At 34.4% G+C, this 25,001-nt stretch carries 19 protein-coding genes and 1 tRNA gene; 14 read left to right on the forward strand and 6 right to left on the reverse strand.

Annotated elements, in window-relative coordinates; all coding sequences use genetic code 11:
* Positions 1 to 3 precede the first annotated feature (3 nt).
* Both ACP5P5_RS04790 and ACP5P5_RS04795 read left to right on the forward strand, forming a co-directional pair.
* A complete protein-coding gene (locus tag ACP5P5_RS04790) occupies positions 4 to 1,401 on the forward strand; it encodes a hypothetical protein (RefSeq protein ID WP_428284968.1) in 1,398 nt (465 codons plus the stop codon).
* Positions 1,402 to 1,422: 21 nt separating this feature from the next.
* Complete coding sequence (locus ACP5P5_RS04795) at positions 1,423 to 2,322, forward strand: hypothetical protein (protein ID WP_428284969.1); 900 nt, start codon at positions 1,423 to 1,425, stop codon at positions 2,320 to 2,322.
* Positions 2,323 to 2,367: 45 nt separating this feature from the next.
* Here the strand turns inward: ACP5P5_RS04795 and ACP5P5_RS04800 are convergent, their stop codons facing one another.
* A complete protein-coding gene (locus ACP5P5_RS04800) occupies positions 2,368 to 2,967 on the reverse strand; it encodes a GNAT family N-acetyltransferase (protein WP_428284970.1) in 600 nt (199 codons plus the stop codon).
* Between the two features lie 84 nt (positions 2,968 to 3,051).
* Between ACP5P5_RS04800 and glmS the strand changes: the two genes are divergently transcribed.
* The 5 genes from glmS to ACP5P5_RS04825 all read left to right on the forward strand — a co-directional run bounded on the left by glmS (position 3,052) and on the right by ACP5P5_RS04825 (position 9,054).
* Entirely contained in the window at positions 3,052 to 4,890 is a 1,839-nt protein-coding gene (gene glmS, locus ACP5P5_RS04805) for a glutamine--fructose-6-phosphate transaminase (isomerizing) (protein WP_428284971.1), read from the forward strand.
* A gap of 22 nt (positions 4,891 to 4,912) precedes the next feature.
* Positions 4,913 to 7,150 carry a DUF4954 family protein gene (locus ACP5P5_RS04810; protein ID WP_428284972.1) on the forward strand — a complete coding sequence of 746 codons (2,238 nt, stop codon included), beginning with the start codon at positions 4,913 to 4,915 and terminating at the stop codon, positions 7,148 to 7,150.
* A gap of 68 nt (positions 7,151 to 7,218) precedes the next feature.
* Positions 7,219 to 7,872, forward strand: coding sequence for a hypothetical protein (locus ACP5P5_RS04815; protein ID WP_428284973.1), 654 nt, complete (start codon positions 7,219 to 7,221; stop codon positions 7,870 to 7,872).
* A gap of 48 nt (positions 7,873 to 7,920) precedes the next feature.
* Positions 7,921 to 8,394: a 23S rRNA (pseudouridine(1915)-N(3))-methyltransferase RlmH gene (locus tag ACP5P5_RS04820; protein ID WP_428284974.1), complete on the forward strand. Its 474-nt coding sequence runs from the start codon at positions 7,921 to 7,923 to the stop codon at positions 8,392 to 8,394.
* A gap of 21 nt (positions 8,395 to 8,415) precedes the next feature.
* Complete coding sequence (locus ACP5P5_RS04825) at positions 8,416 to 9,054, forward strand: rhomboid family intramembrane serine protease (protein WP_428284975.1); 639 nt, start codon at positions 8,416 to 8,418, stop codon at positions 9,052 to 9,054.
* On the opposite strand, the gene tilS is transcribed toward ACP5P5_RS04825, so the two are convergent.
* Entirely contained in the window at positions 9,042 to 10,391 is a 1,350-nt protein-coding gene (tilS, locus tag ACP5P5_RS04830; RefSeq protein ID WP_428284976.1) for a tRNA lysidine(34) synthetase TilS, read from the reverse strand. The genes ACP5P5_RS04825 and tilS overlap by 13 nt on opposite strands.
* Before the next feature lie 40 nt (positions 10,392 to 10,431).
* On the reverse strand, positions 10,432 to 12,093 hold the full coding sequence (locus tag ACP5P5_RS04835; RefSeq protein WP_428284977.1) for a glutamine--tRNA ligase/YqeY domain fusion protein: 1,662 nt from the start codon (positions 12,091 to 12,093) through the stop codon (positions 10,432 to 10,434).
* A 243-nt stretch (positions 12,094 to 12,336) separates the two neighbouring features.
* Between ACP5P5_RS04835 and ACP5P5_RS04840 the strand changes: the two genes are divergently transcribed.
* Positions 12,337 to 14,004, forward strand: coding sequence for a gliding motility-associated C-terminal domain-containing protein (locus ACP5P5_RS04840; RefSeq protein WP_428284978.1), 1,668 nt, complete (start codon positions 12,337 to 12,339; stop codon positions 14,002 to 14,004).
* On the opposite strand, the gene hutH is transcribed toward ACP5P5_RS04840, so the two are convergent.
* Positions 13,993 to 15,492, reverse strand: coding sequence for a histidine ammonia-lyase (gene hutH, locus ACP5P5_RS04845; protein ID WP_428284979.1), 1,500 nt, complete (start codon positions 15,490 to 15,492; stop codon positions 13,993 to 13,995). The two genes, ACP5P5_RS04840 and hutH, sit on opposite strands and share 12 nt — an antisense overlap.
* 168 nt (positions 15,493 to 15,660) lie before the next feature.
* Between hutH and ACP5P5_RS04850 the strand changes: the two genes are divergently transcribed.
* Positions 15,661 to 16,926, forward strand: a complete 1,266-nt coding sequence (locus ACP5P5_RS04850; RefSeq protein ID WP_428284980.1) for an MFS transporter — start codon at positions 15,661 to 15,663, stop codon at positions 16,924 to 16,926.
* A gap of 51 nt (positions 16,927 to 16,977) precedes the next feature.
* Here ACP5P5_RS04850 and ACP5P5_RS04855 read toward each other — a convergent pair.
* Positions 16,978 to 17,051, reverse strand: a tRNA-Arg gene (locus ACP5P5_RS04855).
* A gap of 59 nt (positions 17,052 to 17,110) precedes the next feature.
* On the opposite strand from ACP5P5_RS04855, the gene ung reads away from it, so the two are divergent.
* Both ung and ACP5P5_RS04865 read left to right on the forward strand, forming a co-directional pair.
* Positions 17,111 to 17,782, forward strand: a complete 672-nt coding sequence (gene ung / locus ACP5P5_RS04860) for a uracil-DNA glycosylase (protein WP_428284981.1) — start codon at positions 17,111 to 17,113, stop codon at positions 17,780 to 17,782.
* 11 nt (positions 17,783 to 17,793) lie between these two features.
* Positions 17,794 to 18,558, forward strand: coding sequence for a lysophospholipid acyltransferase family protein (locus ACP5P5_RS04865; protein ID WP_428284982.1), 765 nt, complete (start codon positions 17,794 to 17,796; stop codon positions 18,556 to 18,558).
* Here ACP5P5_RS04865 and ACP5P5_RS04870 read toward each other — a convergent pair.
* The gene (locus ACP5P5_RS04870; protein WP_428284983.1) at positions 18,552 to 21,266 is read right to left on the reverse strand and encodes a putative LPS assembly protein LptD; all 2,715 of its coding nucleotides are present in this window, start codon (positions 21,264 to 21,266) and stop codon (positions 18,552 to 18,554) included. The genes ACP5P5_RS04865 and ACP5P5_RS04870 overlap by 7 nt on opposite strands.
* A 72-nt stretch (positions 21,267 to 21,338) precedes the next feature.
* Between ACP5P5_RS04870 and ACP5P5_RS04875 the strand changes: the two genes are divergently transcribed.
* From ACP5P5_RS04875 to ACP5P5_RS04885, 3 genes are read left to right on the forward strand one after another with little or no spacing between them, the layout of a single operon-like run.
* Positions 21,339 to 22,283 (forward strand): N-acetylmuramoyl-L-alanine amidase family protein, encoded by a 945-nt coding sequence (locus ACP5P5_RS04875; protein ID WP_428284984.1) that lies wholly within the window; start codon positions 21,339 to 21,341, stop codon positions 22,281 to 22,283.
* Positions 22,284 to 22,334: 51 nt separating this feature from the next.
* Entirely contained in the window at positions 22,335 to 23,345 is a 1,011-nt protein-coding gene (locus tag ACP5P5_RS04880; RefSeq protein ID WP_428284985.1) for an MlaD family protein, read from the forward strand.
* A gap of 4 nt (positions 23,346 to 23,349) precedes the next feature.
* Positions 23,350 to 24,990, forward strand: coding sequence for an OstA-like protein (locus tag ACP5P5_RS04885; protein WP_428284986.1), 1,641 nt, complete (start codon positions 23,350 to 23,352; stop codon positions 24,988 to 24,990).
* Positions 24,991 to 25,001 lie beyond the last annotated feature (11 nt).

Genomic DNA, 25,001 nt, shown 5'->3' on the forward strand with positions numbered 1-25,001 from the left:
CAAATGAAAAATATAACCAAACGAATACTATCATTTTCAATGTTTGTTATCCTTTTTGGAGGCTGCAAAAAATGGGCAGAAGAAACCACAAATATTTATAAATATACTCCTCCCCCGGCTGTGGCTATTAGCGATGCAGCACCATTATGCGGATCGATAAAAGGAACAATGTTAACAGGTAAAACTTACACTATTGGTTGTGATGTAATTATTAACAAAGGTGATACTGTTATACTACAACCCGGTGTTACTATTAATGTTACCAACCAAGCAGGCATAGTTGTGCGTGGTGTATTGATTAGCTTGGGTACACAAGCACAACCTAACTGGATAACTGTTGCTGGTGTTACTAAAACTGACTCACCTGGTGTAGACCCTGCTAATGACCCAGCTTATAAAGGTTTATGGAAAGGTATTTATTGTGATACTTCTTGCACTTTATTATCATTAAAATGGACACATGTTGAGTTTGCCGGCGCAGCTTTAGGAGCCACGCTAGCGCCTTCGTTGGGACAAAAAGCAGGAACAAATTTTTCTATTCTATTTCAAAATCCCAATGGTTATTTTGTAATGGAAGACTCTTGGTTATACGGGGGCATTGATGACCCCATTAGAATTTCTAATGGTAAAATTGCTATTTTTAGAAACACCTTTGAAAAAGGTGGACTGAACGGAGGTGACTGTATTAATTGTAAAGGAGGTACCGTTGGTGATATGGCCTATAACTTTTTTATAGGAATGGCTACAAATGGTCAAAAAGCATCAAATAAAGGTCAACCTACTGGTGCAGCACAAACTAATATTGTTATGTATAATAACACTTTCGTTGATTGTGGCTACAGACAAATACAAACAGGCCGTGGAGCAAATATTAATTATGAAGAAGGAGCCAGAGGAAAATTTTATAACAATGTTGCAATTAATTGCAAATTTGGATATAGAGTTGTTAATACCCCTGCAGCAGATACTGCTAATTTATTTTATGGATATAACTATCAATGGGCTGATTCTGTTTCTCTAGCAAATCAATTTTATCCTACAGGATATATTACAAAACCACAACCAACAGATATCCCAAATCCGAGTACCTATTTGCCGGCAAATTATACACTCGGTCAAATTTATGATGGAACAAATGCCGTTCAAAAATTTAATCCATTATTCATTAATTTCCCTCTCCCTTTGCCTGCAGGTTTAAATTTAAGAGATATTAGTGCTGTAGCTAATTTCAATTTTAGATTACAATCTGGTTCACCATTAATCGGCAAAGGTTATACAGGTTTAAATTTAGCTCCTTTAATGACAGTTCCACAGGATAATATATACGGAGTTACTGAATATACTTTACCCGGTGCTGATTTGGGCTGTTACCAAATTAATGGGAAAGGTAACCAACACTAATTAACAGATAATTACACTAACATGAAGGACTTAAAAACCGCTATTATTCTTGTTCTTATTGGCATATCAATTTGCTGTATAAAAAAAGAAAATAATAGCGGTTTTATCATCAATAAGAATATTATTCTATCTAAAAAATGTTCTTTAGATACAATATTAAGCTCTTCATCAGGCTTATGCTATACAAATAACAAGCTATTTACATTTAACGATTCCGGCAATCCTGCAGATTTATATCAAATTGATTCTACTACGGGAAAAATTAAACAAATCATACATATTACTAATTATCCAAACATTGATTGGGAAGATATTACAGCAGACGAAACTTATATTTATATAGGGGACTTCGGAAATAATAAGGGAAATAGAAAAAACTTAAGAGTACTTAAAATTAGAAAACAGGACATTAATAGCAATGCTTTTGAAATAAATGTTTCGGCCAGTGCCATTTCTTATAATTATGCCGATCAAAAAACATTTTCTATAAATAAAAATAACAATTATGATTGTGAAGCGATGATTAGTGTAGACAGTTGCTTATATATTTTTACAAAAAACAGAGGAGATGAAAAAACCCGATTGTATAAACTTTCAAAAACCCAATATAATCAAAGTGTTAGTCCAATAATAATTTATGATTCTAAAGGCAAAATAACTGGTGCAGATTATGATTCAACTACAAAAGAAGTAGCTTTAATTGGGTATGAAAACAAAAAACAAAACTCCTTTTTATTATTTTTATCTAAGTATAAAAACAACAACTTCTTTAATGGATCAATCAAGAGAGTAACGATTGGAAAATCTAATAAAGATTGGCAAACAGAAGGTATTTGTTATGTATCGCCCCAACATTTATTATTGAGTTGTGAAACCAGTAAAACCAATAATGCCGGGCTTTATTCAATTGAAAAAAATTAATTTTAGTACTCTAAATTTTACAAAAGAATATATACACTTAATTTTTTACAATAGATTATTTAAATTTTTTTTCACTTTGTTTTGCCACTCCAATTTTAATATTGAAAGCACCATTGAATCTCTTCTAATTCCATCTGCACTAAGTGCATTGTTACGCAAAATACCTTCTTCCACAAAACCAATTTTTTTCATGGCTGCAATACTTCGTTTATTTAAAACATCAGCCCTTGCCTCTACCCTTTCAAAACCTAAATTATCAAACACAAATGAAAGCATTAAATATTTACAATGCACATTTAAGCCTGTACCCTGAAATTTTTTTCCATACCAAGTATAACCCAATTGCAAGCAGGCATGTTGCGATTGAATGTCATAAAAACGAGTACTGCCTGCGTATTCTTGCATTATTTTATCATACACAATAAACGGATACGCATTGCCTGCACTTTTATCTTTCAATGCCTTACCAATATACAATTGCAGGTTAGTTTCACCTGCAGCAGATTGAATAGAATATTGCCACAAATCAGGTTCCTGTTCAGAAAAAACACGCAAATTAGCTACATCATTTTGTATTAATGCACGCAATTTAACGCGTTCATTTTCCAGCACTAATGCTTCATGAAATGGAAATACCTTACTCATACAAATAGTGTATTTATGCATGAACTTACACAATTTTAGCGTAAAATTTAGGATATTGCAGGCTCATCATAAATTCATTATACTATGTGTGGAATTGTTGGATACATTGGTAAAAAAGAAGCCTACCCTATTATTATTAAAGGTTTAAAACGTTTGGAATATCGTGGATATGATAGTGCCGGTATTGCTTTAATTGACAACGGAGCATTGAATATTTATAAGAAAAAAGGGCGCGTTACTGATTTAGAAGAAGCTGCATTAGGCAAAAACGTGCATGCACATATTGGCATTGGCCATACCCGTTGGGCTACACATGGTGAACCAAGTGACAGAAATGCCCACCCACATACCAGCAACAATGGTAACTTAGCCATGATTCACAATGGTATTATTGAAAACTATGTTAGCATAAAAAACGAATTATTAAAGAAGGGATATCATTTTACCAGCGACACAGATACAGAGGTTTTATTGAATTTTATTGAAGACATTCAAAAAAACAATCAATGTAATTTAGAAGAAGCATTACGTATTGCTTTGAAACGTGTTGTGGGTGCATATTGTATTTTGTTAATTGATAAAAATGACCCTGATACCATTATTGCTGCCAGAAAAGGGAGTCCGTTAGTGATAGGTATTGGTAAGGGCGAACATTTTTTAGCCAGTGATGCTTCTCCCATTATTGAATACACCAAAGAAGTGGTGTATGTAAACGATTATGAAATTGCCATTGTAAAAGCAGACGAGCTTACTTTAAAGAATTTAGGTAATGAAAAACAAACACCTTTTATTACCAAACTCGATATGGATTTAGCTGCCATTGAAAAAGGTGGTTATGACCATTTTATGCTAAAAGAAATTCATGAACAACCTGAAACCATTCATGATTGTTTAAGAGGGCGTTTACTTCCGGAAGTAGGCAAAATTATTATGAGTGGTATTGAAAACCACTTAGAAGCATTAACACATGCCCACCGCATCATTATTGTTGCCTGCGGCACCAGTTGGCATGCCGGATTAGTGGCAGAATATATGATTGAAGAACTTTGCCGTATTCCTGTTGAAGTAGAATATGCCAGTGAATTTAGATACAGAAACCCTATTATACATAAAGGCGATGTAATTATTGCCATCTCACAAAGTGGCGAAACAGCCGATACATTGGTGGCTTTAGAAAATGCTAAAGAAAAAGGGGCTTTTATTTTTGGAGTAGTAAATGTAGTAGGCAGCAGCATTGCACGTTTAAGTAATGCAGGGGCCTATACGCATGCAGGGCCGGAAATTGGAGTGGCTAGTACAAAAGCCTTTACCGGACAATTAGCAGTATTAGCTATGATGGCTTTAAAAATTGGCTTAGCAAAGGGTACCTTAACGCATGACCGTTATTTAACACTTATGCAGGAACTAGCCGATATACCTGATAAAGTAAGAGAAATTTTGAAAAACACAGAACCTATTCAACAAATTGCTGAAAAGTATAAAGATGCAAATGACTTTTTATACTTAGGACGTGGATATAATTTTCCTGTGGCATTAGAAGGCGCACTTAAACTAAAAGAAATATCTTACATACATGCTGAAGGTTACCCGGCAGCAGAAATGAAACATGGGCCCATTGCCTTGGTTGACAATCAACTTCCCGTTGTATTTGTTGCCACAAAAGATAAATATTATGAAAAAGTAATTAGTAATGTACAAGAAATTAAGGCAAGAAAAGGTATTGTTATTGCTATTGCTACAGAGGGCGATAATACCTTGCCGCCGATGGCCAACGATACACTATTTGTGCCCGAAACAGATGAAATATTAGCACCTTTATTAAGTGTTATTCCTTTGCAATTATTAAGCTACTATGTTGGTGTAGCAAAAGGATACGATGTTGACAAACCTCGTAACTTAGCTAAAAGTGTTACGGTAGAATAATTTTTGAACAAAATGTATCAACATGCCTGAAAATAATATTCAAAAAATACCTATACAACAATTAGGATATCATTTTATTCCACCGGAATATTTGCCCAAAGGGAAAAATGAATATTATTTAAGAGACGCACAAAACCGAAGCGGTATTGAATACCGTCGTTTAACCGCATACGAAATTGAAGCATTGGTAAAAAACAGAAATACCAGTGATGATTGGAACAATATTTTAGTTTCGGATGCATTTAATCCTGAACTGGTAAAAAACTGTAAGTTTTTTGGGCTGGTTCGCATTGGCAAATTAGAACCAATATGCCTAAACTTTAGTGATTTAACTATACCGGTAGGTTTATATAATTCCATCATTATAAGTTGCGACATTGGCGATAATGTGGTAATTGACAATGTGAATTATTTATCCCACTTCATCATTGGCAATGAATGTATTTTGGCCAACATTAATGAAATGGTTACTTCAAACCATGCAAAATTTGGAAATGGAATTGTAAAAGAAGGCGAAGATGAAGCCATACGTATTTGGATGGAAATTTGCAATGAAAATGGTGGAAGAAGTGTTATTCCATTTAATGGAATGCTACCCGGCGATGCCTATTTATGGAGCAAATATAGAGCTGACAGTGAACTATTACAACAATTTAAAAATTTCACCGAAAAACAGTTTAACCAAAAACGTGGTTATTATGGAAAAGTTGGTAGTAGAACCGTTATTAAAAATTCTGCCATTTTAAAAGATGTATGGATTGGAGAAGATGCCTACATAAAAGGTGCTAATAAATTAAAAAATCTAACCATTAATTCAGGAAAAGAAGGGCAAACACAAATTGGCGAAGGGTGTGAATTGGTGAATGGTATTATTGGCTTTGGCTGCAGAATATTTTATGGTGTAAAAGCCGTTCGATTTATTATGGCTTCGCATTCTCAATTAAAATATGGTGCGCGATTAATTAACTCCTATTTAGGTAATAATGCCACTATTTCATGTTGTGAAGTATTAAACTCTTTAATTTTTCCTGCACATGAGCAACACCATAACAACTCATTTTTGTGTGCCACATTGTTAATGGGACAAAGCAACATTGCAGCGGGTGCTACTATCGGTTCAAATCATAATTCAAGAGGGCCAGATGGTGAAATGGTTATGGGGCGTGGCTTTTGGCCCGGCTTATGCGTTAGTTTAAAACACAATTCCAAATTTGCCAGCTATACCATTTTAGCAAAAGGCGATTATCCGGCAGAGCTGAATATAACCCTCCCATTTTCATTGGTGAGCATTGACAATGAAAAAAATCAACTGTTAATTATGCCCGCGTATTGGTTTATGTACAACATGTATGCACTTGCACGCAACAGTTGGAAATACATTGATCGCGATAAAAGAACCGAAAAAATTCAATACCTGGAATATGATTTTCTGGCACCAGATACTGTAAACGAAATGTTTGAGGGCATTAGTACGTTGGAGTATTGTGTGGGCAAAGCTTTTTACGCGAAAGAAAATAATGAACTATACAATAATCATAAAGCTTGTATTGAGCAAGGACGAGAATTATTGAACAAGGAAAATGGAGATAAAATCATTGATTCATTAGAAATTATTTTACCGAATGCAGAAAATAATAAACGCAAAACAATTATTATAAAAGCATTTAAAGCCTATCATTTATACAAACGAATGATTGCTTATTATGGTATTAATTACTTGTTAAACTGGATAAACACCAATGCTCTTAATAGTGTTTCTGATTTAAAAAAATCATTATCCAACTTTGAAAGAAAACAATGGATAAATGTTGGTGGGCAGCTAATGGAAAAAACAACTGTTGATAAATTACTGCAACAAATTAAAAGTGGCAAAATTAGTAGTTGGGAGCAGGTTCACCAATTTTATGAAAAGCAGGGCACACAATACAAAATTGAAAAAACAAAACATGCATTGGCTGCATTAACAGAACTGTATCAAATTAACTGGCAAACAATTAATGAATCGTTTATTCAAAAATTGTTTGAAGAAGTATTAAGTACAAAAAGCTGGATTACTGAACAAATTTTCCTTTCCCGAGAAAAAGATTATACAAATCCTTATCGGAAAATGGTATACGATTCCGATGCTGAAATGGATGCAGTAATGGGAAAATTGGCAGATAATTCATTTATTAAGCAGCAAAACAATGAATTAAAAATCTTTAAATCAACATTAGGCTTAATCAGCCAAAAAATGCTTAAGCAGCCAATGAAAGCATAAAAATAAATGGTAGCTAATAAATTTTACTAAAAATTCTTACCTATATTCGTCCATACAGAAATGTAAATATGGGATCACTTTTCTTTTCAAAAAAGGGAATTATTGCATTATTAATTTTTACAATAATTGTTATTTTTCTTTTTTATAACTTCTTTGCCAGAAAAATTGACAGAGAGTATAGTAAACTAATCAACAAAGAAGCTCACTTTAATGCTATAAGTCAACAAATCCTACAAACCTCGTATTCAAATTGGGTAACATTTTTAGAATATGCTAGTAATAATCAAAAAGCAATTAAAGTAAATAACTGGGAACAAGTAATTAATCAAAACAATAAACGCTTTGATAGCATTTCAATTTTAAACTTTCTACACCCATCCGACAGTCTTATTTTAGACAGTTTAAAAACAACTAGAAAAAAGTATAATACTTTAATTACGTACTACTACAACCACTTACCAGGTAATATTGATTCAATTCAAACCATTATTAGCAAAGTACTAAAACCGGCATTTGAACAGTATCAATATTATTTGGCAAAATTTTTAAAGGTGCACAATCAGAGCATGCTACAAATAAGTGACAATTTTACATATAGTAACTTATTTAAAAGCAAGATATACATTCTGTTAAGCCTAACACCCATATTTATAATTATTTTTATAGCATTACTTATATTTATTTATATTTTAATAATTGGTTACGAAATCATTAAAATATAAACATCCGTAAACCCTATTATTCATTGCCGATACATTTTATTAGTTGTTATGAAAATGCAATTTATTTCAATCGGCAAGCAGCATGAACCAATGGTAAATGAAGCTATTGAAGAATTTACCAAACGAATTAAAAATTATTTTGTAGTAGAATGGTTAATAATAAAGCCACTTAAAAATGCTGCTACCCTAAGCGCTACTGAATTAAAAAAGGCAGAAGCTGTTGTAATACTTAATAATTTACATAAGGAAGATTATTTGATAGTATTAGATGAAAAGGGCAAACAATTAACTTCTATTGAACTGGCAAATTTTGTACAACAAAAAATAAATGCTGGGAACAGAAAAATTATCTTTTTAATTGGTGGCGCATTTGGTGTAGATGAAGTAATTTTAAAGCGAGCTGATTTTACTTGGAGCTTATCAAAATTGGTATTTCCACATATGTTAGTACGACTAATTTTAGCAGAACAGATATATAGAGTATGCACCATCTTGAACAATGAAAAATACCATCATGTTTAATTATTAGCAGCAATCATAAATATGCCTTCAATTACCATCATAATAATTGCCGTTACTTGTATCATATCATTTATTGCCTTTTCAAATGAAAGGCTAATGGACGATTTAATTTTTTATCCCCCCGCAATTACGTATCATCATCAATGGTATCGATTCATTACTTGTGGATTTATACATGCCGATCTAATGCATTTAGCATTTAATATGTATGCTTTTTATATGTTTGGTGAGGCCATTGAAAACTTCTTTATTACCATTTATGGTGAAAGAGGTAAGCCACTCTTTCTAATATTATACATTACCGGATTAATAGTTTGTTTATTACCAACTTATTTTAAAAATGCCAACAACTATGCTTACAAAAGCTTAGGTGCATCGGGGGCCGTTTCCGCGGTTGTATTTGCCTTTGTATTTTTAGCTCCTACCCAACCTTTAAGTTTACTATTTATTCCCATTGAATTTCCCGCCTTCATATTTGGCATAGTTTACTTAGGAATTTCCGCATATTTATCAAGAAAAGGTAGCAGTAGAATCAATCATTCAGCACATTTTTGGGGAGCAATATATGGCATAGTTTTTTTAATTATTACGGCACATTTTTTAAGCCCATTTAACCCCGTAAGCCATTTTATTAATGAGGTAAGTAATTATTTTAAATAAGCAATTTTAATGCATTGTTTAGCATTAGCATTTACTTTAAAACGATTGTCGGCACGATAACCAATTACCCAAATTATTTTTTTTTTCATTTCTAACACCCACACATTTTCTTTTTCGGGAAGTGATAGTTTCAAATCAATTAAAAAACGACTAATCTTCTTTTTGTGTTTCATCCCAAAGGGATAAAAATAATCTCCCGTTTTTAGTTTGCGAATAATTAAAGGAAATTGCAAAGAAGTTTCATCAATATAAATAGTTTGACTATTGGCTTCGAAGTTTTCAGGAACCGGTACTTTATCGAACAATAATTTACCGCCATTGTAATGAATTTGATTACTCCACTCCTGAATTGTAACAAGGTCGTTTATCTGATTACTACGTAATTGTATTAATAACCATTTCCTGTTTTTGATAAACCGATGAGTGGATGTTTCAACAATACTTCCATTTTCTGCATCTAATAATTTTTCTATGGAAATTAACTGTGTAGACTGGCAACCAAATTGTTTGGCAATTTCCCATAAAACTGTTGTAAAGGGTTGTGTTTTTTTTAATAATTCTATAGGAATTTGATAGCCGTATTCATTGTGTTGTATTAGTTTTTTAAAATGGTTTTGTAAAGCCTGCTGATATAATTGATTTGCTTCTTGAAATCTTTGAATATTTTCAGTCAATATAGAATCTATATTTGGAAAATATTGTTGTAACTGCGGCAAAATTTGTAATCGAATAAAATTACGCGTATAATCTTGTTTTTTATTGGATGAGTCGTTGACCCATTTTAGATTGTGTTGTTCTGCGTATTCAATAATATCTTGCTTATAAGCAAATAATAAAGGGCGAATAATATGATTATTTTTTTGTGGAATACCCTGTAGTCCTGCTATTCCTGTACCTCTGAATAAATGATGCAATAATGTTTCAATATTATCATTGGCATGATGGGCTGTTACAATAAAAGCGTTGGGTGTTGTTTTGAAGTAAGGCTGTTGCAATAGTTGTTCAAACCAATCATAGCGAAGCCGCCTTGCAGCTTCTTGAATTGAAATTTTTTCTTCATCAGCAAAAGCTTGAGTATTTACCGTTTTTAAATAAAAAGGAATATTATACTTTTCACAGGTTTGCTGCACAAACAAGGCATCGCGATTACTTTCATCTCCCCTCAACTGAAAATTTACATGTGCAGCAGCTACTCGGAATTGCATTTTGTGTAAGCAATGTAATAGTACCACGCTATCTACCCCGCCGCTTACTGCCACCAATAGGGTACAGTTATGGGGGTGTAAATAGGAAAACTTTCGTTTCCACTGCAATTGAAATGCTTCAAATAAATTCATACCAACAAGTTGCAACAAAAAAGTAGCCCGAGAAATGAGTTTATGCTTTTTTCATTTCTTTTGCCCAAGTATCTTTCAGCCCAACAGTTCTATTAAAAATTAAGGAACCATTTTTGGCATCAGTATCTAAACAAAAATATCCTTTACGAATAAACTGAAAGCGTTCATTTAAGGTTGCTTCCTGTAATGATGGTTCTGCAAATACCTTAGAGATAACTTCTAATGAATGCGGGTTATAGTAATTTTTAAAATCACCTTCAGCAGCGTCTACATTTTCAACATTAAACAAACGATCGTACAAACGCACTTCAATAGGAATAGCATGTTGAATACTTACCCAATGCAATGTTCCTTTTACATGAATACCACTGGTATCATTACCACTTTTACTTTCCGGTAGGTAAGTGCATTTTAATTCTACAACATTACCTTCACTATCTTTTATCACTTCATTACATTGAATAATGTAAGCACTTTTTAAACGAACCATTTGCCCCGGAGCCAGCCTGAAATATTTTTTGGGCGGCTGCTCCATAAAGTCATCTTTTTCTATATATATTTCTTTACTGAAGGGAATGGTACGAGAGCCGGCTGCAACATCTTCCGGATTATTTTCTGACTCTAACCATTCAATAGTATCTGGATAATTGGTTATAGTAATCTTTAATGGATCAAAGACAACCATTCTTCGCAATGCAACCTTGTTTAAACGTTCGCGAACATAAAACTCAAGCAATCCGATATCAACTAAGTTTTCTCGTTTGGCAACTCCTATCCCATCACAAAAATCACGAATACTTTCGGGCAAATATCCCCGCCTACGCATAGCGCTGATGGTGGGCATTCGGGGATCATCCCACCCAGCTACAAATTTTTCATTTACCAATTGTAAAAGTTTCCTTTTACTCATTACTGTATAAGAAAGATTACGACGTGCAAACTCATACTGATGTGAAGGATAAATTTCTAATTTTTCTATAAACCAATCGTACAATTCGCGATGTGGTACAAATTCAAGCGTACAAATAGAATGTGTAATTTTTTCTATGCTATCGCTTTGCCCATGTGCAAAATCGTACATAGGATATATACACCATTTATTACCTGTGCGATGATGGTGTGCATGTTTAATTCTATACATTAATGGATCGCGCATTAACATATTAGGATGTGCCATATCAATTTTAGCACGCAACACTTTTTCTCCGTCCTTATATTTTCCTGCACGCATATCGGCAAAAAGCGATAAGTTTTCTTCTATTGTTCTATTACGATAAGGGCTATTGGTACCCGGCTGTGTAGGTGTTCCTTTTTGCGCAGCAATTTCTTCACTGCTACTGTCATCTACATAGGCCAATCCTTTTTTTATTAACTGAACCGCAAATTCATATAATGTTTCAAAGTAATCACTGGCATACAATTCATGTTTCCACTCAAAACCCAACCACCTTATGTCGGCTTTAATGCTTTCAACATATTCTGTATCTTCTGTAACTGGATTGGTATCATCGAATCGCAAATTTGTATAACCACCATATTTTTTGGTAAGTCCAAAATTTAAACAAATGCTAGTAGCATGCCCCATGTGCAAATAGCCATTGGGTTCAGGAGGAAAACGGGTAATAATTTGTTGATATTTTCCGGCTACCAAATCGGCCTCAATAATTTCTTCTAAAAAATTTAAACTTTTTTCATCACTCATACCGCAAAAAATAATGTTATGGGTGACAAATGTACGCTTTACACCCAAATAAATCATACAGTTCATCAGTGTTCAGAAAACTAACGTTACTTTGAGTTATTAAAAAGGTATTGAATTTGTTAAAACATTCAGACAAAGCAGCATAATGCCTAATTTGCCATTCATTAAATAATAAAAACTGACTGAATTTTGATAACTTTTTTTCGATTTGTATTTGTTTTATTCATAATATCTTGCTGTATAGTGCCCTTAGATCTACATGCTCAGGCTATTTGTACCTTAAAAGGGCAAACCCCCGCCAGTGCTTTCCCGGTTTGCGGTATTAAAAGTTTTTCGCAGGGCTCAGTAAGCATTTGTGGAACTTCTAGCATACCTGTTCCGGTTTGTGCCACTGGGCCTAACAGTTTTATTGCAACGAATAAAAATCCTTATTGGTATAAATTTACCTGCTACCAAACAGGTACGCTTATTTTTGTTATCACACCCAATACAATTTCAGATGATTATGATTGGCAGATATTTGATATTACAGGTGTAGATCCGAACAATGTTTTTACCGATCCTAACTTGTTTGTATGTTGTAATTGGTCAGGTGTAGGTGGATTAACCGGTACTGCCGATACTGCAAGTGCGGCCAACCAATGTGCCTCCCCTTCAACCTATGCACAAGGTGGCGTTTCGCCATTTAGTAAACCGCCAACACTTATTCAGGGGCATACCTACTTATTATTAGTGAGCCATTATACCGATAGCCAGAGCGGGTATACTTTGAATTTTACCGGCGGCACTGCCAGTATTACCGATCCTAATTTGCCAACCTATACCAAAGCTTCAGGCATTTGTGGGGGCAAAGAAATTGCCATAAAAATGAATAAAACTATTTTATGTAATTCTATTGCAGCAGATGGCAGCGATTTTTCCCTTACACCTAATGCTTCCATTCAATCGGCATATGGAGTTGGATGTGTGAATAATTTTGATACCGATTCTATTATTGTACAATTAAATAATCCCTTATCGCCCAATGTATATACGGTGCAACAATTAATGGGCACTGATGGAAACACGTTATTAGACAACTGCCAAAATGCCGTACCGTTAAGCACACAAGCATCTTTTACAATTACTTCGCAACAATTGGTAAAAGCTGATTTTGATTATACGATTCGTTGGGGATGTGTGAACGATACAGTTGATTATATTTTAAAAGCTCAAAATGCTACTAATTGGGTATGGACTTTTGATAATGCAACTACTAGTACAATGGCAAATCCCGCCATTATTTATTCCTCTTTAGGACAAAAAACAACTCAATTAATTGCCAGCAACACCGTATGTGCAGATACGATTACTAAAAATTTCGTATTAGACAATTATCCACCCAAAGCATACTTCTCAGCACCTGATTATATATGCCCCAATGATGCCGTTACTTTTACAGATTCAAGCACGGGCTTACTAACAAAATGGCATTGGGATTTTGGCAACGGACAAACCAGCGATTTACAAACACCACCATTACAAAATTATCCCAATACCAATATATCAACTAATTACCTAATACAATTATTAGTAACCGATACGGCAGGTTGCACGGCTAATTATACTAAAATATTAAAAGCAGTTACCAATTGTTATATAGCAGTGCCCTCAGCATTTACGCCAAATGGTGATGGGCTGAATGATTATTTATATCCGCTGAATGCTTACAAAGCCATTAACCTACGTTTTACCGTTTATAACAGGTTTGGACAAGTTATTTTTTATACAACCGATTGGACGCAAAAATGGGATGGCACATTAAATGGTTTAGCCCAACCTACCGGCACGTACGTATGGACACTTAGCTATACTGATAGCCAAACGGGTGAAAAGTTTTCATTAAAAGGCACTACGGTATTAATCAGGTAACACGTGGGTTTGTAAAAATTGTACTGCTAACATCATATCATCATGCAATACCCTATCTTTTTCATTAAAAGATACTAATTTCCCAAACTCAGTAACAATGTTTTCAATAACTTCAGAGCTGGTTTCCGGTCTTCGGAAATGTAAGGCTTGGCTTGCAGTAAGTAATTCAATGGCTAATACTTTCTCCACATTATTTATTAATTGAAAGCATTTGGTAGCAGCATTAGCACCCATACTAACATGATCTTCCTGATTGTTAGAAGAGGAAATACTATCAACACTTGCGGGGGTACATAATTGTTTATTTTCGCTAACAATACCGGCTGCGGTATATTGTGGTATCATGAATCCACTATTTAATCCGGGATCCTTCACCAAAAACAAAGGCAATCCCCGATGCCCACTTATTAACTGATAGGTTCTTCGTTCACTTATGTTGGCTAATTCGCTCATAGCAATGGATAAAAAATCCAATGCCAACGCCAATGGCTGTCCGTGAAAATTACCTCCGCTTAATATGGCATCTTCATCGGGAAAAATATTTGGATTATCTGTTACAGAGTTAATTTCTCGAGTAAAGGTTTCTTCCACAAAATGTAAAGTATCAGCAGTTGCACCATGCACCTGCGGAATGCATCTGAAAGAATAAGGGTCTTGCACTTGTTGCTTTTTTTTCTGAGCAATGGTGCTATCAGCTAAATATTCACGAAGTACTCTGGCACAATATACCTGCCCTTTATGGGCTCTTATTTCATGAATAAGTTTGTTCAAAGGCTCGGTAGTACAATAAAATGCATCAAAGGAAATAGCTGCAATTAAGTTGGCCCATTTCAACAAATTTTTGGCTTTTGCAACACAGTAAATGCCATAAGCGCTCATAAATTGGGTACCGTTAATTAAAGCAAGCCCTTCTTTGCTTTGCAAAGCTACAGGTTGCCAGTTCAACATTTGCAAAGCTTGTTGCGTAGGCATTGCAGTATTATTGTACTTAACCTTTCCCAATCCAATTAAAGGCAGACTTAAATGGCTTAACGGTGCTAAATCGCCGGAAGCCCCCAATGAACCTTGCGTATAAACAACCGGTAAAATATTATTATTATACAAGTCAACCAAACGCTGTACCGTTGCCCATTGTACCCCACTATGCCCATACACCAACGATTTTATTTTTAAAAGCAACATTAGCTTTACAATGGCATCGGGCACTTCATTACCCATTCCACAGGCATGTGACATTAGTAAGTTATACTGTAATTGTTCAATTTGAGAATTATCTATTTGTACATTTTGCAAATAACCAAATCCTGTATTAATACCGTAAAACAATACATTGTGTTGCTGCATTTTTTTATTTAAAAAAGTTCGGCACTTTATTACATTTTGTTGGGATTTTTCATCAACTGAAAGTTCAAAAGCCTGATGAATAGTTGCTGCAACAGATGAAAGCAACATCCAATCAGTATTAACAGTAAATAAAGGCAATTTCATATGGCATAATTATGATGTAAAAGTAATGTAAAGATATGGTCGGTAAAAAGTACTCATTAACGCTTTTGCAATTTTTAAACTCATCAACAGCAAACATTAATCGTTCTTCAATTTTTTGCAATGTATCTTTGTTAGTATTCAATTAAGAAGTAAAAAAAAATTTGAAGCATGCAGTTACCCAATTCCATGCGAGCTTTGCAATACAAAAATTTCAGGCTTTACTTTGGTGGGCAGGCTATTTCATTAATTGGTACCTGGATGCAGCGTATAGCGGTTAGTTGGCTGGTGTATACATTAACTCATTCTTCTTTCATGTTGGGGGTGGTTGCCTTTGCAGGACAAATTCCTACAATGCTTTTGTCGCCTTATGCAGGTACTTATGTTGATAGGCACAGTCGCTATAAAACCTTACTCATTACACAAATTGCTTCAATGGTGCAAGCAGGAATTTTAGCTGCCTTGGTAATTACGGAAACACATACGGTAACTACCATTATTATTTTAAGTATCATATTAGGTATTATCAATGCCTTCGATACACCTGCTCGTCAATCGTTTATGATATTGATGGTTGAAAAAAAAGCAGACTTGCCCAATGCCATTGCGTTAAACTCAAGCATGGTTACTTTTGCACGTTTGGCAGGCCCGGCTGTTGCAGGTATTTTGCTAAGTAGTTTTGGAGAAGGTGTTTGTTTTTTTATGAATTTTTTGAGTTTTATTGCAGTAATAGTTTCACTGTTATTAATGAAACTAAAAACGCCTCCTACCAAAACCATTGATGAGCCTATTTGGCAAAACTTAAAGGAAGGATATGACTATTTACAAAACAGCAAAGGCATTCGTTCGGCCATATTACTAATGGCTTTAATTAGTTTTTTTGTAATGCCTTACAATACTTTATTTCCAGTATATGCTCAACAAATTTTTAAAGGTAATGTAACCACTTTTAGTTGGTTAAATAGCATAGCCGGACTAGGTGCTTTAATGGGGGCCGTTTATGTAGCTACCCTAAGACCTGATAAGGATTTTTTAAAAATAATTACATTAGCCAATTTACTTATCTCTTCCTGTATTATCTTATTTTCTTACATGCAAAACTTTTGGCTGGCTTTAGCAATAATTATGCTGGGTGAAAGTGGGTTATTGGCATTAATAGCATCAACCAATACATACATTCAAACCAATGTTAAAGAAAATATGCGAGGTAGAGTGATTAGTTATTACGTAATGGCCTTTATGGGTATGCAACCATTAGGCAGTTTATTAGTTGGATATCTTGCCCACAAAACAAGTGCGCCATTTACCCTTCTTATTGAGGGAATTGCAGGTATTATTTCAGTTACGGCATTTATTCCCGCATTCAAAAAAGCAGGCATGGGTAAAGTAGTACATCCTAACCTAGAAAAATATTTACCCAAAAATCCATTTAAATAATAGTTGATACATAAAAAACCTTAGCGAAAATTGCTAAGGTTAAAATGTAAGTGATTCGGATTGGATTCGAACCAATGACCTACTGCTTAGAAGGCAGTTGCTCTATCCAGCTGAGCTACCGAACCAAATGATTAGGGCGCAAAACTAAATTTTAATTAGTTTGCATCCAAACACATTTCAAAAAATGGATGTAAAAATTGAAAATAGTTGGAAAGACCAATTGCAAAAAGAGTTTACAAAGCCCTATTTTTTACAAATAGTAACCCATTTAAAAACTGAAAAAGCCACCGGAGCAACAATATACCCGCCCGGTAGCCTTATTTTCAATGCATTTAATACTACTCCGTTTAGTGAAGTAAAAGTTGTTATTTTGGGGCAAGACCCCTATCATGGCCCTAACCAAGCCATGGGTTTGTGTTTTAGTGTGCCGGATGGAATTCCTGCTCCACCTTCTTTACAAAATATTTTTAAAGAATTAAACGCAGATATTGGTATGCCCATACCTGCAATAGGTAATCTTACCTCTTGGGCGAAACAGGGCGTATTGTTATTAAATGCAATATTAACTGTTAGGGCTAATGAAGCCGCTAGTCATTCAAAAATTGGATGGATGAATTTTACCGATGCAGCCATCAAAAAAATATCGGAAGAAAAATCCGGTATTGTTTTTTTACTTTGGGGCCGCTTTGCACAGGAAAAACAACAATTTATTGATGCCACTAAACATTTTATTTTAAAGGCAGCACACCCCTCTCCATTAAGTGCGCATAATGGATTTTTGGGTTGCAAACATTTTAGCAAAACCAATGAACTTTTAATAAAACAAGGTAAAACGCCTATAGATTGGAAATTATAAATTAAAAATATATGCAATTATTTAAAAATATTTTTGGACGTATTTGGGCTTTCTGGGGCTTAACCACCTTCATCATTACTTTTTTAATTTTTTATATCCCTTCCATGCTGTGTTATGCTATTCCGGGTAATAAGGGGCAAAAAATTTTCATTAATCTATCGCGTTACTGGATGAACATTTGGTTACCTTTAGTAGGTTGCCCCTTAAAAGTATATGGTTATGAACATTTCAAAAAAAATAAGGCTTATATAGTTACATGTAACCATAATGCCTTGCTAGATGTTCCACTTTCAGCACCTTTTACACCTAGCCCCAATAAAACTATTGCTAAAGATTCATTTGCAAAAATTCCCATATTTGGTTGGTATTATAAAAAAGGCTCTGTTTTAGTTAATAGAAAAAGTGAACGCAGCCGTTTACGTAGTTTTGAAGAGATGAAACAAGTATTAAAAGCAGGAATGAATATGTGCATATTCCCGGAAGGAACCCGCAATAGAACCAAAGAACCACTAAAACAATTTTACGACGGAGCTTTTAAATTGGCTGAAGTTACAAAGAACCCAATTATCCCTGCACTTATTTTCAACACTCGAAAAGCAATGCCTATTCATAAAACCTTTTATTTCTGGCCACATAAATTATACATGCATTTTCTACCTCCGGTTGAAGTGGAAAATTTGAACACGAAAGAATTAAGAGATAAGATCTATAACATTATGAAAAATCATTACTTGAAATATGAAAATAATCCTCAGGAAAAACCTACTTATCAGTAATTTGAAAATGTTCGGGTTCGGTTTATTCTTAAATCACGTAGTATGCCCGATTTCGGATTTAAAGTGATACTAAACGAACGCCACAATCCGATAGGGGTAACATTGATTGACATTTGCCAACAATGCATTTCACGTGTTAAATACATACTTAATTGTTGCAATTTTCCTGCATTAAAGTCTAAGAAACCGGTAGCACCCACTTTCCATTTAGTGGTTAAACTAAAATCGCCTTGAAAGTTTAAGTTCGAGGTGAATATACTGGCAAAGGAATATCGACTCAATGAATCAACATGCAGCTGTTTGGTATAGTTTAAAGAATATGATAGTGATAAAGTCCAGGGTATATTAAAATCAGTGTACTCAGCAGGGTTATTGCGTATGTATTGTAATTGCATTTGCTGTTCTTCCGGCGTCATAAATGGATCAACGGGAACTTGGCTGTTCGAGGTTTTCCCATCTTTCGTTTTGCTTTTAAACTGCGTGGATATGGCAATGTTGGCACTGGTTAAGCGTCCTAACGTAGGGTGGCTGCTGTTCCAAGTAAATACATTTTTTCTAAAACCAAACTGATCAACCTGGTAAGGATCGAGTATTGCACTGGCCGTAATATTTATTTTTTCAAATAAAGTGCTTCGTGCATACAAATTAAACGGAGCTAACGCAAAACTATCGGCCAATAAGTTGTATGATGAGTTAAAGCCAAATCCATCTAATAGCTTCACTTTTTTTATGCCATTATTGCTAGTGTCTGTTTTGCTTTTCACTTTCATTTCCAATAAATTATCTACGCCAAAACTAATACCCCCAAAAGCACCTTCGGGAAAGGCACCCGGTATTACTCCATCAAATTGTGAAAAGCGAATTACATGACCAAATGTATCTACTTTCATTGAGTAATAAAATTTTCCATTCATGTTGGGTGAATAGTTCAATGCAATAGTAGGCCTTATTTCATGGCGAATAGCTTGTATGCCGCTGGAATGTTTGAACTGATAGGTTCCGAAAATTCGAGTACTGGCACTAATGCCATATGTCATTTGCCGGGCAGCAAAAAATCCTTTTCTTATGCTGGTATCTAAGCGGTTGTTGATACTGTCCCAATTACGAAATATCTTCTGTCCATACCATCTTTCCTGATAAGAAACAGAAGGACTTAAAGTAACGGGCCCCAATTGCGGTAAGGTTAAGGTAATGGGAATATTATGCGTAAAGCCATATTGGGCTGTATCTAACAACTTTTTAAAACTAAATGCCGAATCGTAAAATGAAAGTTGATTGGTAAAATTGCCGGTATATCCAATACCTATACTCTCCCACCATTTTGGAACACCCACCTGTTCCTTTTTTTGGAAGGGGTAAAAAGTATTTACATTGTAACTTATTGTAGGCAAATTCAAATTAACCAATCCGGTATTACTATTTTGGTTGTGATTCAAGTTTACCGATATATTCGACTTTCCTCCAAAATCTTTACTATAACTAATTGATGAATTTAACTGGTTTTGAAAATTCACAAAAGGATTGTTTAACACGTACTGATTAAACTTGGTACTACCAAAGTTTACGTTAGCACTAAATGTGGTACCGGGACGTGCTTTATTATCACGTGTATGGGTCCAGTTAAGCATGAATGATTTTGATGTATTGTATTCTTGTGGTGTTAAATAATTTTGATTCAATGCTTTAATGCTTTGGAAACTAAAATTTAATGCACCTTGGTAATGATAACGAACATAATATTTGGGATTAATGGTAAATGAATAACCCCCATAGGAATAAATGTTAGCACGGGTAGTAACATCAAAATTGTCGCTCAACACTTTGTAATAACCCAAATTTTCTAACCCCAATCCAAAATCCTGACTAACAATAAACTGTGGTGGCAAAATACCCGAATGACGGCCTGTTGTTAAAGGATAAATGCCAAAAGGAATTCCAATGGGAATCGGAACACCCTCAAATTCAGGAGATGCAGGTCCACTTACCGCCAATTTATTGGCAATCATTTTCAATTTTCGGGTTCTAAAGGCAAAATGTGGGGTATCTAAATTACATGTTGTAAATCTACCTCGGTAACCATAAAAAATATCTTTCCCCTCTTTTTTCAACACATTAGCATGCACAAATAATTCCCCTTCATTAAAAAAACTATTCGTGGTTCTTCCTTTCATTGTTTTTAGGTTGAACAGAATAGAATCACTAATAGATTTTGAATCGCCCTGAGTTAACTTAGGCTTTGCATTTAAATCGGTTGATGTATCGCTTAATCCGTAGGCCCTTACCAATTGCGATTGCTGATTATAGTTAATGATGGCAGCCTGTAATTCAATATCCTTGTATTTAGCATCAGCTTTCCCATATAAAATAAATTGCTTAGAGGGGATTAACAATACACCGGAATCTGATGCAGCATAATTTACCGGGGCATCCAATGAATCTTTAGATAAATTAAGTGTATCATTTTTTGCTAATTTACCAGTATCCTTCGCCAATAAGCTGGAATCCTTCCGACCATTTATTATTACGGTATCATTTGCAATCGGTAAAGTATCATTATTTGGAATAGTATCAGAAAACCCTGTTAACGAATTGAAAAAAATAATTTGAGGCGTGTTAAAAGCCTTCAAATTCATTGAAATCAGGAGTACAATGCCAATTGCTATACTTCCCGCAAGGGTTTTTACGTTAATTTTACCGCGTAATCTCATAATAACGGAAGCAAAAATAGGTGCTTCACATTAAATAGTTTAATTAGCTTAATGCCTTTAACGTTTAAACGAATGATAAAAAAAGTTGCAACTGTAAGTTTAATGAATATTTGGTGTTTTGTTTTTTTAGCATCATTTACCAATCCTAGTCAAACTAATCCGCAACAACCGGGGCCCAAACCTGCCTTAAAACGAATTGTAATTGATGCCGGGCATGGTGGAGTTGATTATGGTGCTTCAGGAAGATATTCACATGAAAAAGATGTTGCTTTAGCCATTTCTTTAAAACTTGAAAAAGAAATTCATAGGCAAATGCCCGACGTTGATGTTTATATGACACGTACAACAGATGTTTATGATAACGTAAAAGTAAAAGCCGCAAAAGCCAATCAGGCTAAAGGCGATTTATTCATTTCCATTCACTGCAATTACGTTGACCCCATTAGACATAGCGAATTTATTGGCTATAAAACCGAAACTTATCACAAAAAGGGAAAAAAATATACCCGAAAAGTAAAACAATATCATACTTATACCACCCCCAACCCGGCAAAGGGTACAGAAACATACATATGGGGAGTTGATAAAAATGATGATAAAGAAAAGGCACTCCGTGAAAACGAATCATTATATATGGATAGCACTTTAGCGAATGAAATGAAAGATTTTGATCCTAATGACCCGGCAAAAATTGTGTTATATTCATTAAAAACACAACAATATGCCGAAAGAAGCCAAAGTTTGGCTTTAACTGTAGAAGATGAATTTACAAAAATGGGGCGTGTAAGTCGCGAAGCGAAACAACGTGGTAAAGGTATTTGGGTATTGCAGGCGGTGGCTATGCCTGCCATATTGGTAGAAACCGGATTTATTTCTAATCCTGAAGAAGAAGATTATTTAAACAGTGAAAAAGGTCAGCAGGAAATTGCTGAAGCCATTACCCGAGCTGTAAAACGCTACAAATATTCTTTAGAAAATAAAATGCAGGCTAACGGAAATACGCAAAATAAAAAATAACACTATTTTTTATTATATTTAGCTTGATGAATAACCCTTAGATTTGCGTTTATGAAGATTTCCAACGAAACAAAAGTAGGAGTATTAACGGCCATAGCCATTACCTTGTTAATATTGGGATTTAATTTTTTAAAAGGGAGAAGTGTTTTTAAAACAGGTAATTTTTTATACGCCAAATACCCAAATGCAAAGGGCATTATGGTATCAAATCCGGTTTATATTAATGGTTATCAAATTGGAAGTGTTTTTGACATTGAAAATGCAGACAAAAATTTAAAAGATATTATAATCGCCATAAAACTAAAGGGTAACTACAATATTCCCTCTAACTCGGTTGCCTACATAAAAGAAGGTTTTTTAGGAAGTCCCAGCATTGATATACAATTGGGCAATAGTACCACCTATTTAAGTTCTGGTGATACACTTCTTACCAATTCAAACCCAGGACTACTAGGACAATTAAGTAATAAAATTGAACCCATTAGTACGCAACTTAATACTACCCTGCATTCATTAGATAGTGTATTGAAAAATGTAAATAGCATTTTCGATCCCCATACAAAACATAATCTGCAACAGGTTATTGCTAACATCAATGAAACAACAGCCAGCTTAGTAGCATCATCAGCCTCTCTTAAAAAAATGTTAGACCAACAAAATGGAGCTATTGTGCAAACCATGAATAATGTAAATAGTTTCACCAAAAATTTAAGCGATAACAATGATAAAATTTCACAATCGCTAAGCAATGTTGAATCGACTACCCGCCAACTGGCCGATGCCGATATGAAAGGAACAATTACAGAATTAAAAACTACAGTTAGTAATTTGAATAATGTACTTGCAAAAATAAATTCTGGCGATGGTTCTCTAGGCTTATTGTTAAATGATAAAAAATTATACAATAATTTGAATAATACAGTAAGAAGTGCAAACATCTTATTGGATGACTTAAGAACACACCCTAAACGTTACGTAAACATTTCGGTTTTTGGTAGAAAAGATAAATCTGGACCATTAATGGTACCTCTAAATGATACCAGTGCTCAACAACACAAATAACAACATGCATTGTATTAAAATTTGTGGATTATTGCTGGGGCTTTTATTATCCGGAAAATTATGGGCACAAGCCAATAATACAACCGATACAACAAGTAAAAAAACCATTACTATAATCCATGCAGATACTTACAACTTTCAAAATAAAGATACTGCCGGACAATTTATTGCATTAGTGGGGCATGCTGAAGTGCAACAAAACAAAACCCTTTTTTATGCGGATAGTATTGTTTTAAACCAAAAGCTAAATATTTTAGAAGCCTTTGGAAACGTACATATTAATGATGCTGACAGTGTGCAAACCTATTCGCAATATTTAAAATATTTGGGTAAAGAAAAAAAGGCATTTCTCAAAAACAAAGTAAAACTTACCGATGGGAAAGGAGTATTAACCACCAACGATTTGGAATATGATACACAAATTAAAATTGGTAAATACTTCAATGGTGGTAAGTTAGTGAACGGTCAGTCTGTGTTAACCAGTAAAGAAGGTACTTATTATGGTGATACCCGCGATGTAATATTTAAAAAGAATGTAGTACTAATTGACCCAGAATATAAAATTTATACCGACACCCTTTTATACAATATCAATACAAACATAACCACCTTTATTTCTCCTTCTAAGGTAATTAACGGCAACCGTACTATATTGGTAACAGACGGTTACTATGATTTAAAACATAAAGTAGCAAATTTTTCAAAACGGCCATTCATTGACGATAGCACATACACCTTCACTTCCGATTATATGGCTTTTAATGATAGCACCGGCATTGGCGAATTTCAGGGCAATGCAGTTTATCGAAGTAAAGATTCAACCGGAGGTTATGACATTATTGCAAATAATATAAAAACGAACCGTAAAGAAGATGCTTTCTTAGCTACCGAGCAACCTATTTTATTAATAAAACAAGAAAAAGACAGCATTTATGTTGGAGCCGACACTTTGCGTTCAGGTAAACTTTCTTCATTAATTAAAACTAGGCCTGTTCCCGTTATTAGAGACTCATTGGGTGCTGCTAATAGGTTATTAATTGATAGTGCACAGATTGCAAAAGATACTAGTAATAATCGCTTTATTGAAGCATACCATCATGTAAAAATATTTTCAGACTCATTGCAAGCTGTTGGCGACAGTTTGTTTTATACGCAATTTGATTCTGCATTTCGACTATTTACTCACCCCATTGTTTGGTCAAATGAAAACCAAATTTCAGGTGACACTATTTATTTGTTCTTAGCCAATAAAAAACCTAAAGAATTATCGGTATTTGAAAATGCACTTACCATAAGTAAAGCCAGTAACAATTATTACAACCAGGTAAGGGGCAATAGTACACATGCATTTTTTCATGATGGAAAAATCAATTACATACATACCCGAGGTACCCCGGCCGATAATATTTATTTTGTAGAGGATGACAATCATAAATTCATAGGCGTAAACCAATCAACCTGCAGTGTAATTGATGCCTATTTTACAGATGGAGAAATACAAAAAGTATTATTTATTAACGATTTGAAAGGGGTGATGAGCCCAATGAAACAAGCTGATCCGGAAAGCCTAAAAGTTAGGGGTTTTAAATGGCAATACAACTTAAGACCAAAAAATAAATACTCCGTATTTACCGGCTCTGAATAAACCAAAGCCGC

The sequence above is a fragment of the Hydrotalea sp. genome (genome assembly GCF_049968455.1).
In the GTDB taxonomy this organism is placed as follows: domain Bacteria; phylum Bacteroidota; class Bacteroidia; order Chitinophagales; family Chitinophagaceae; genus Hydrotalea.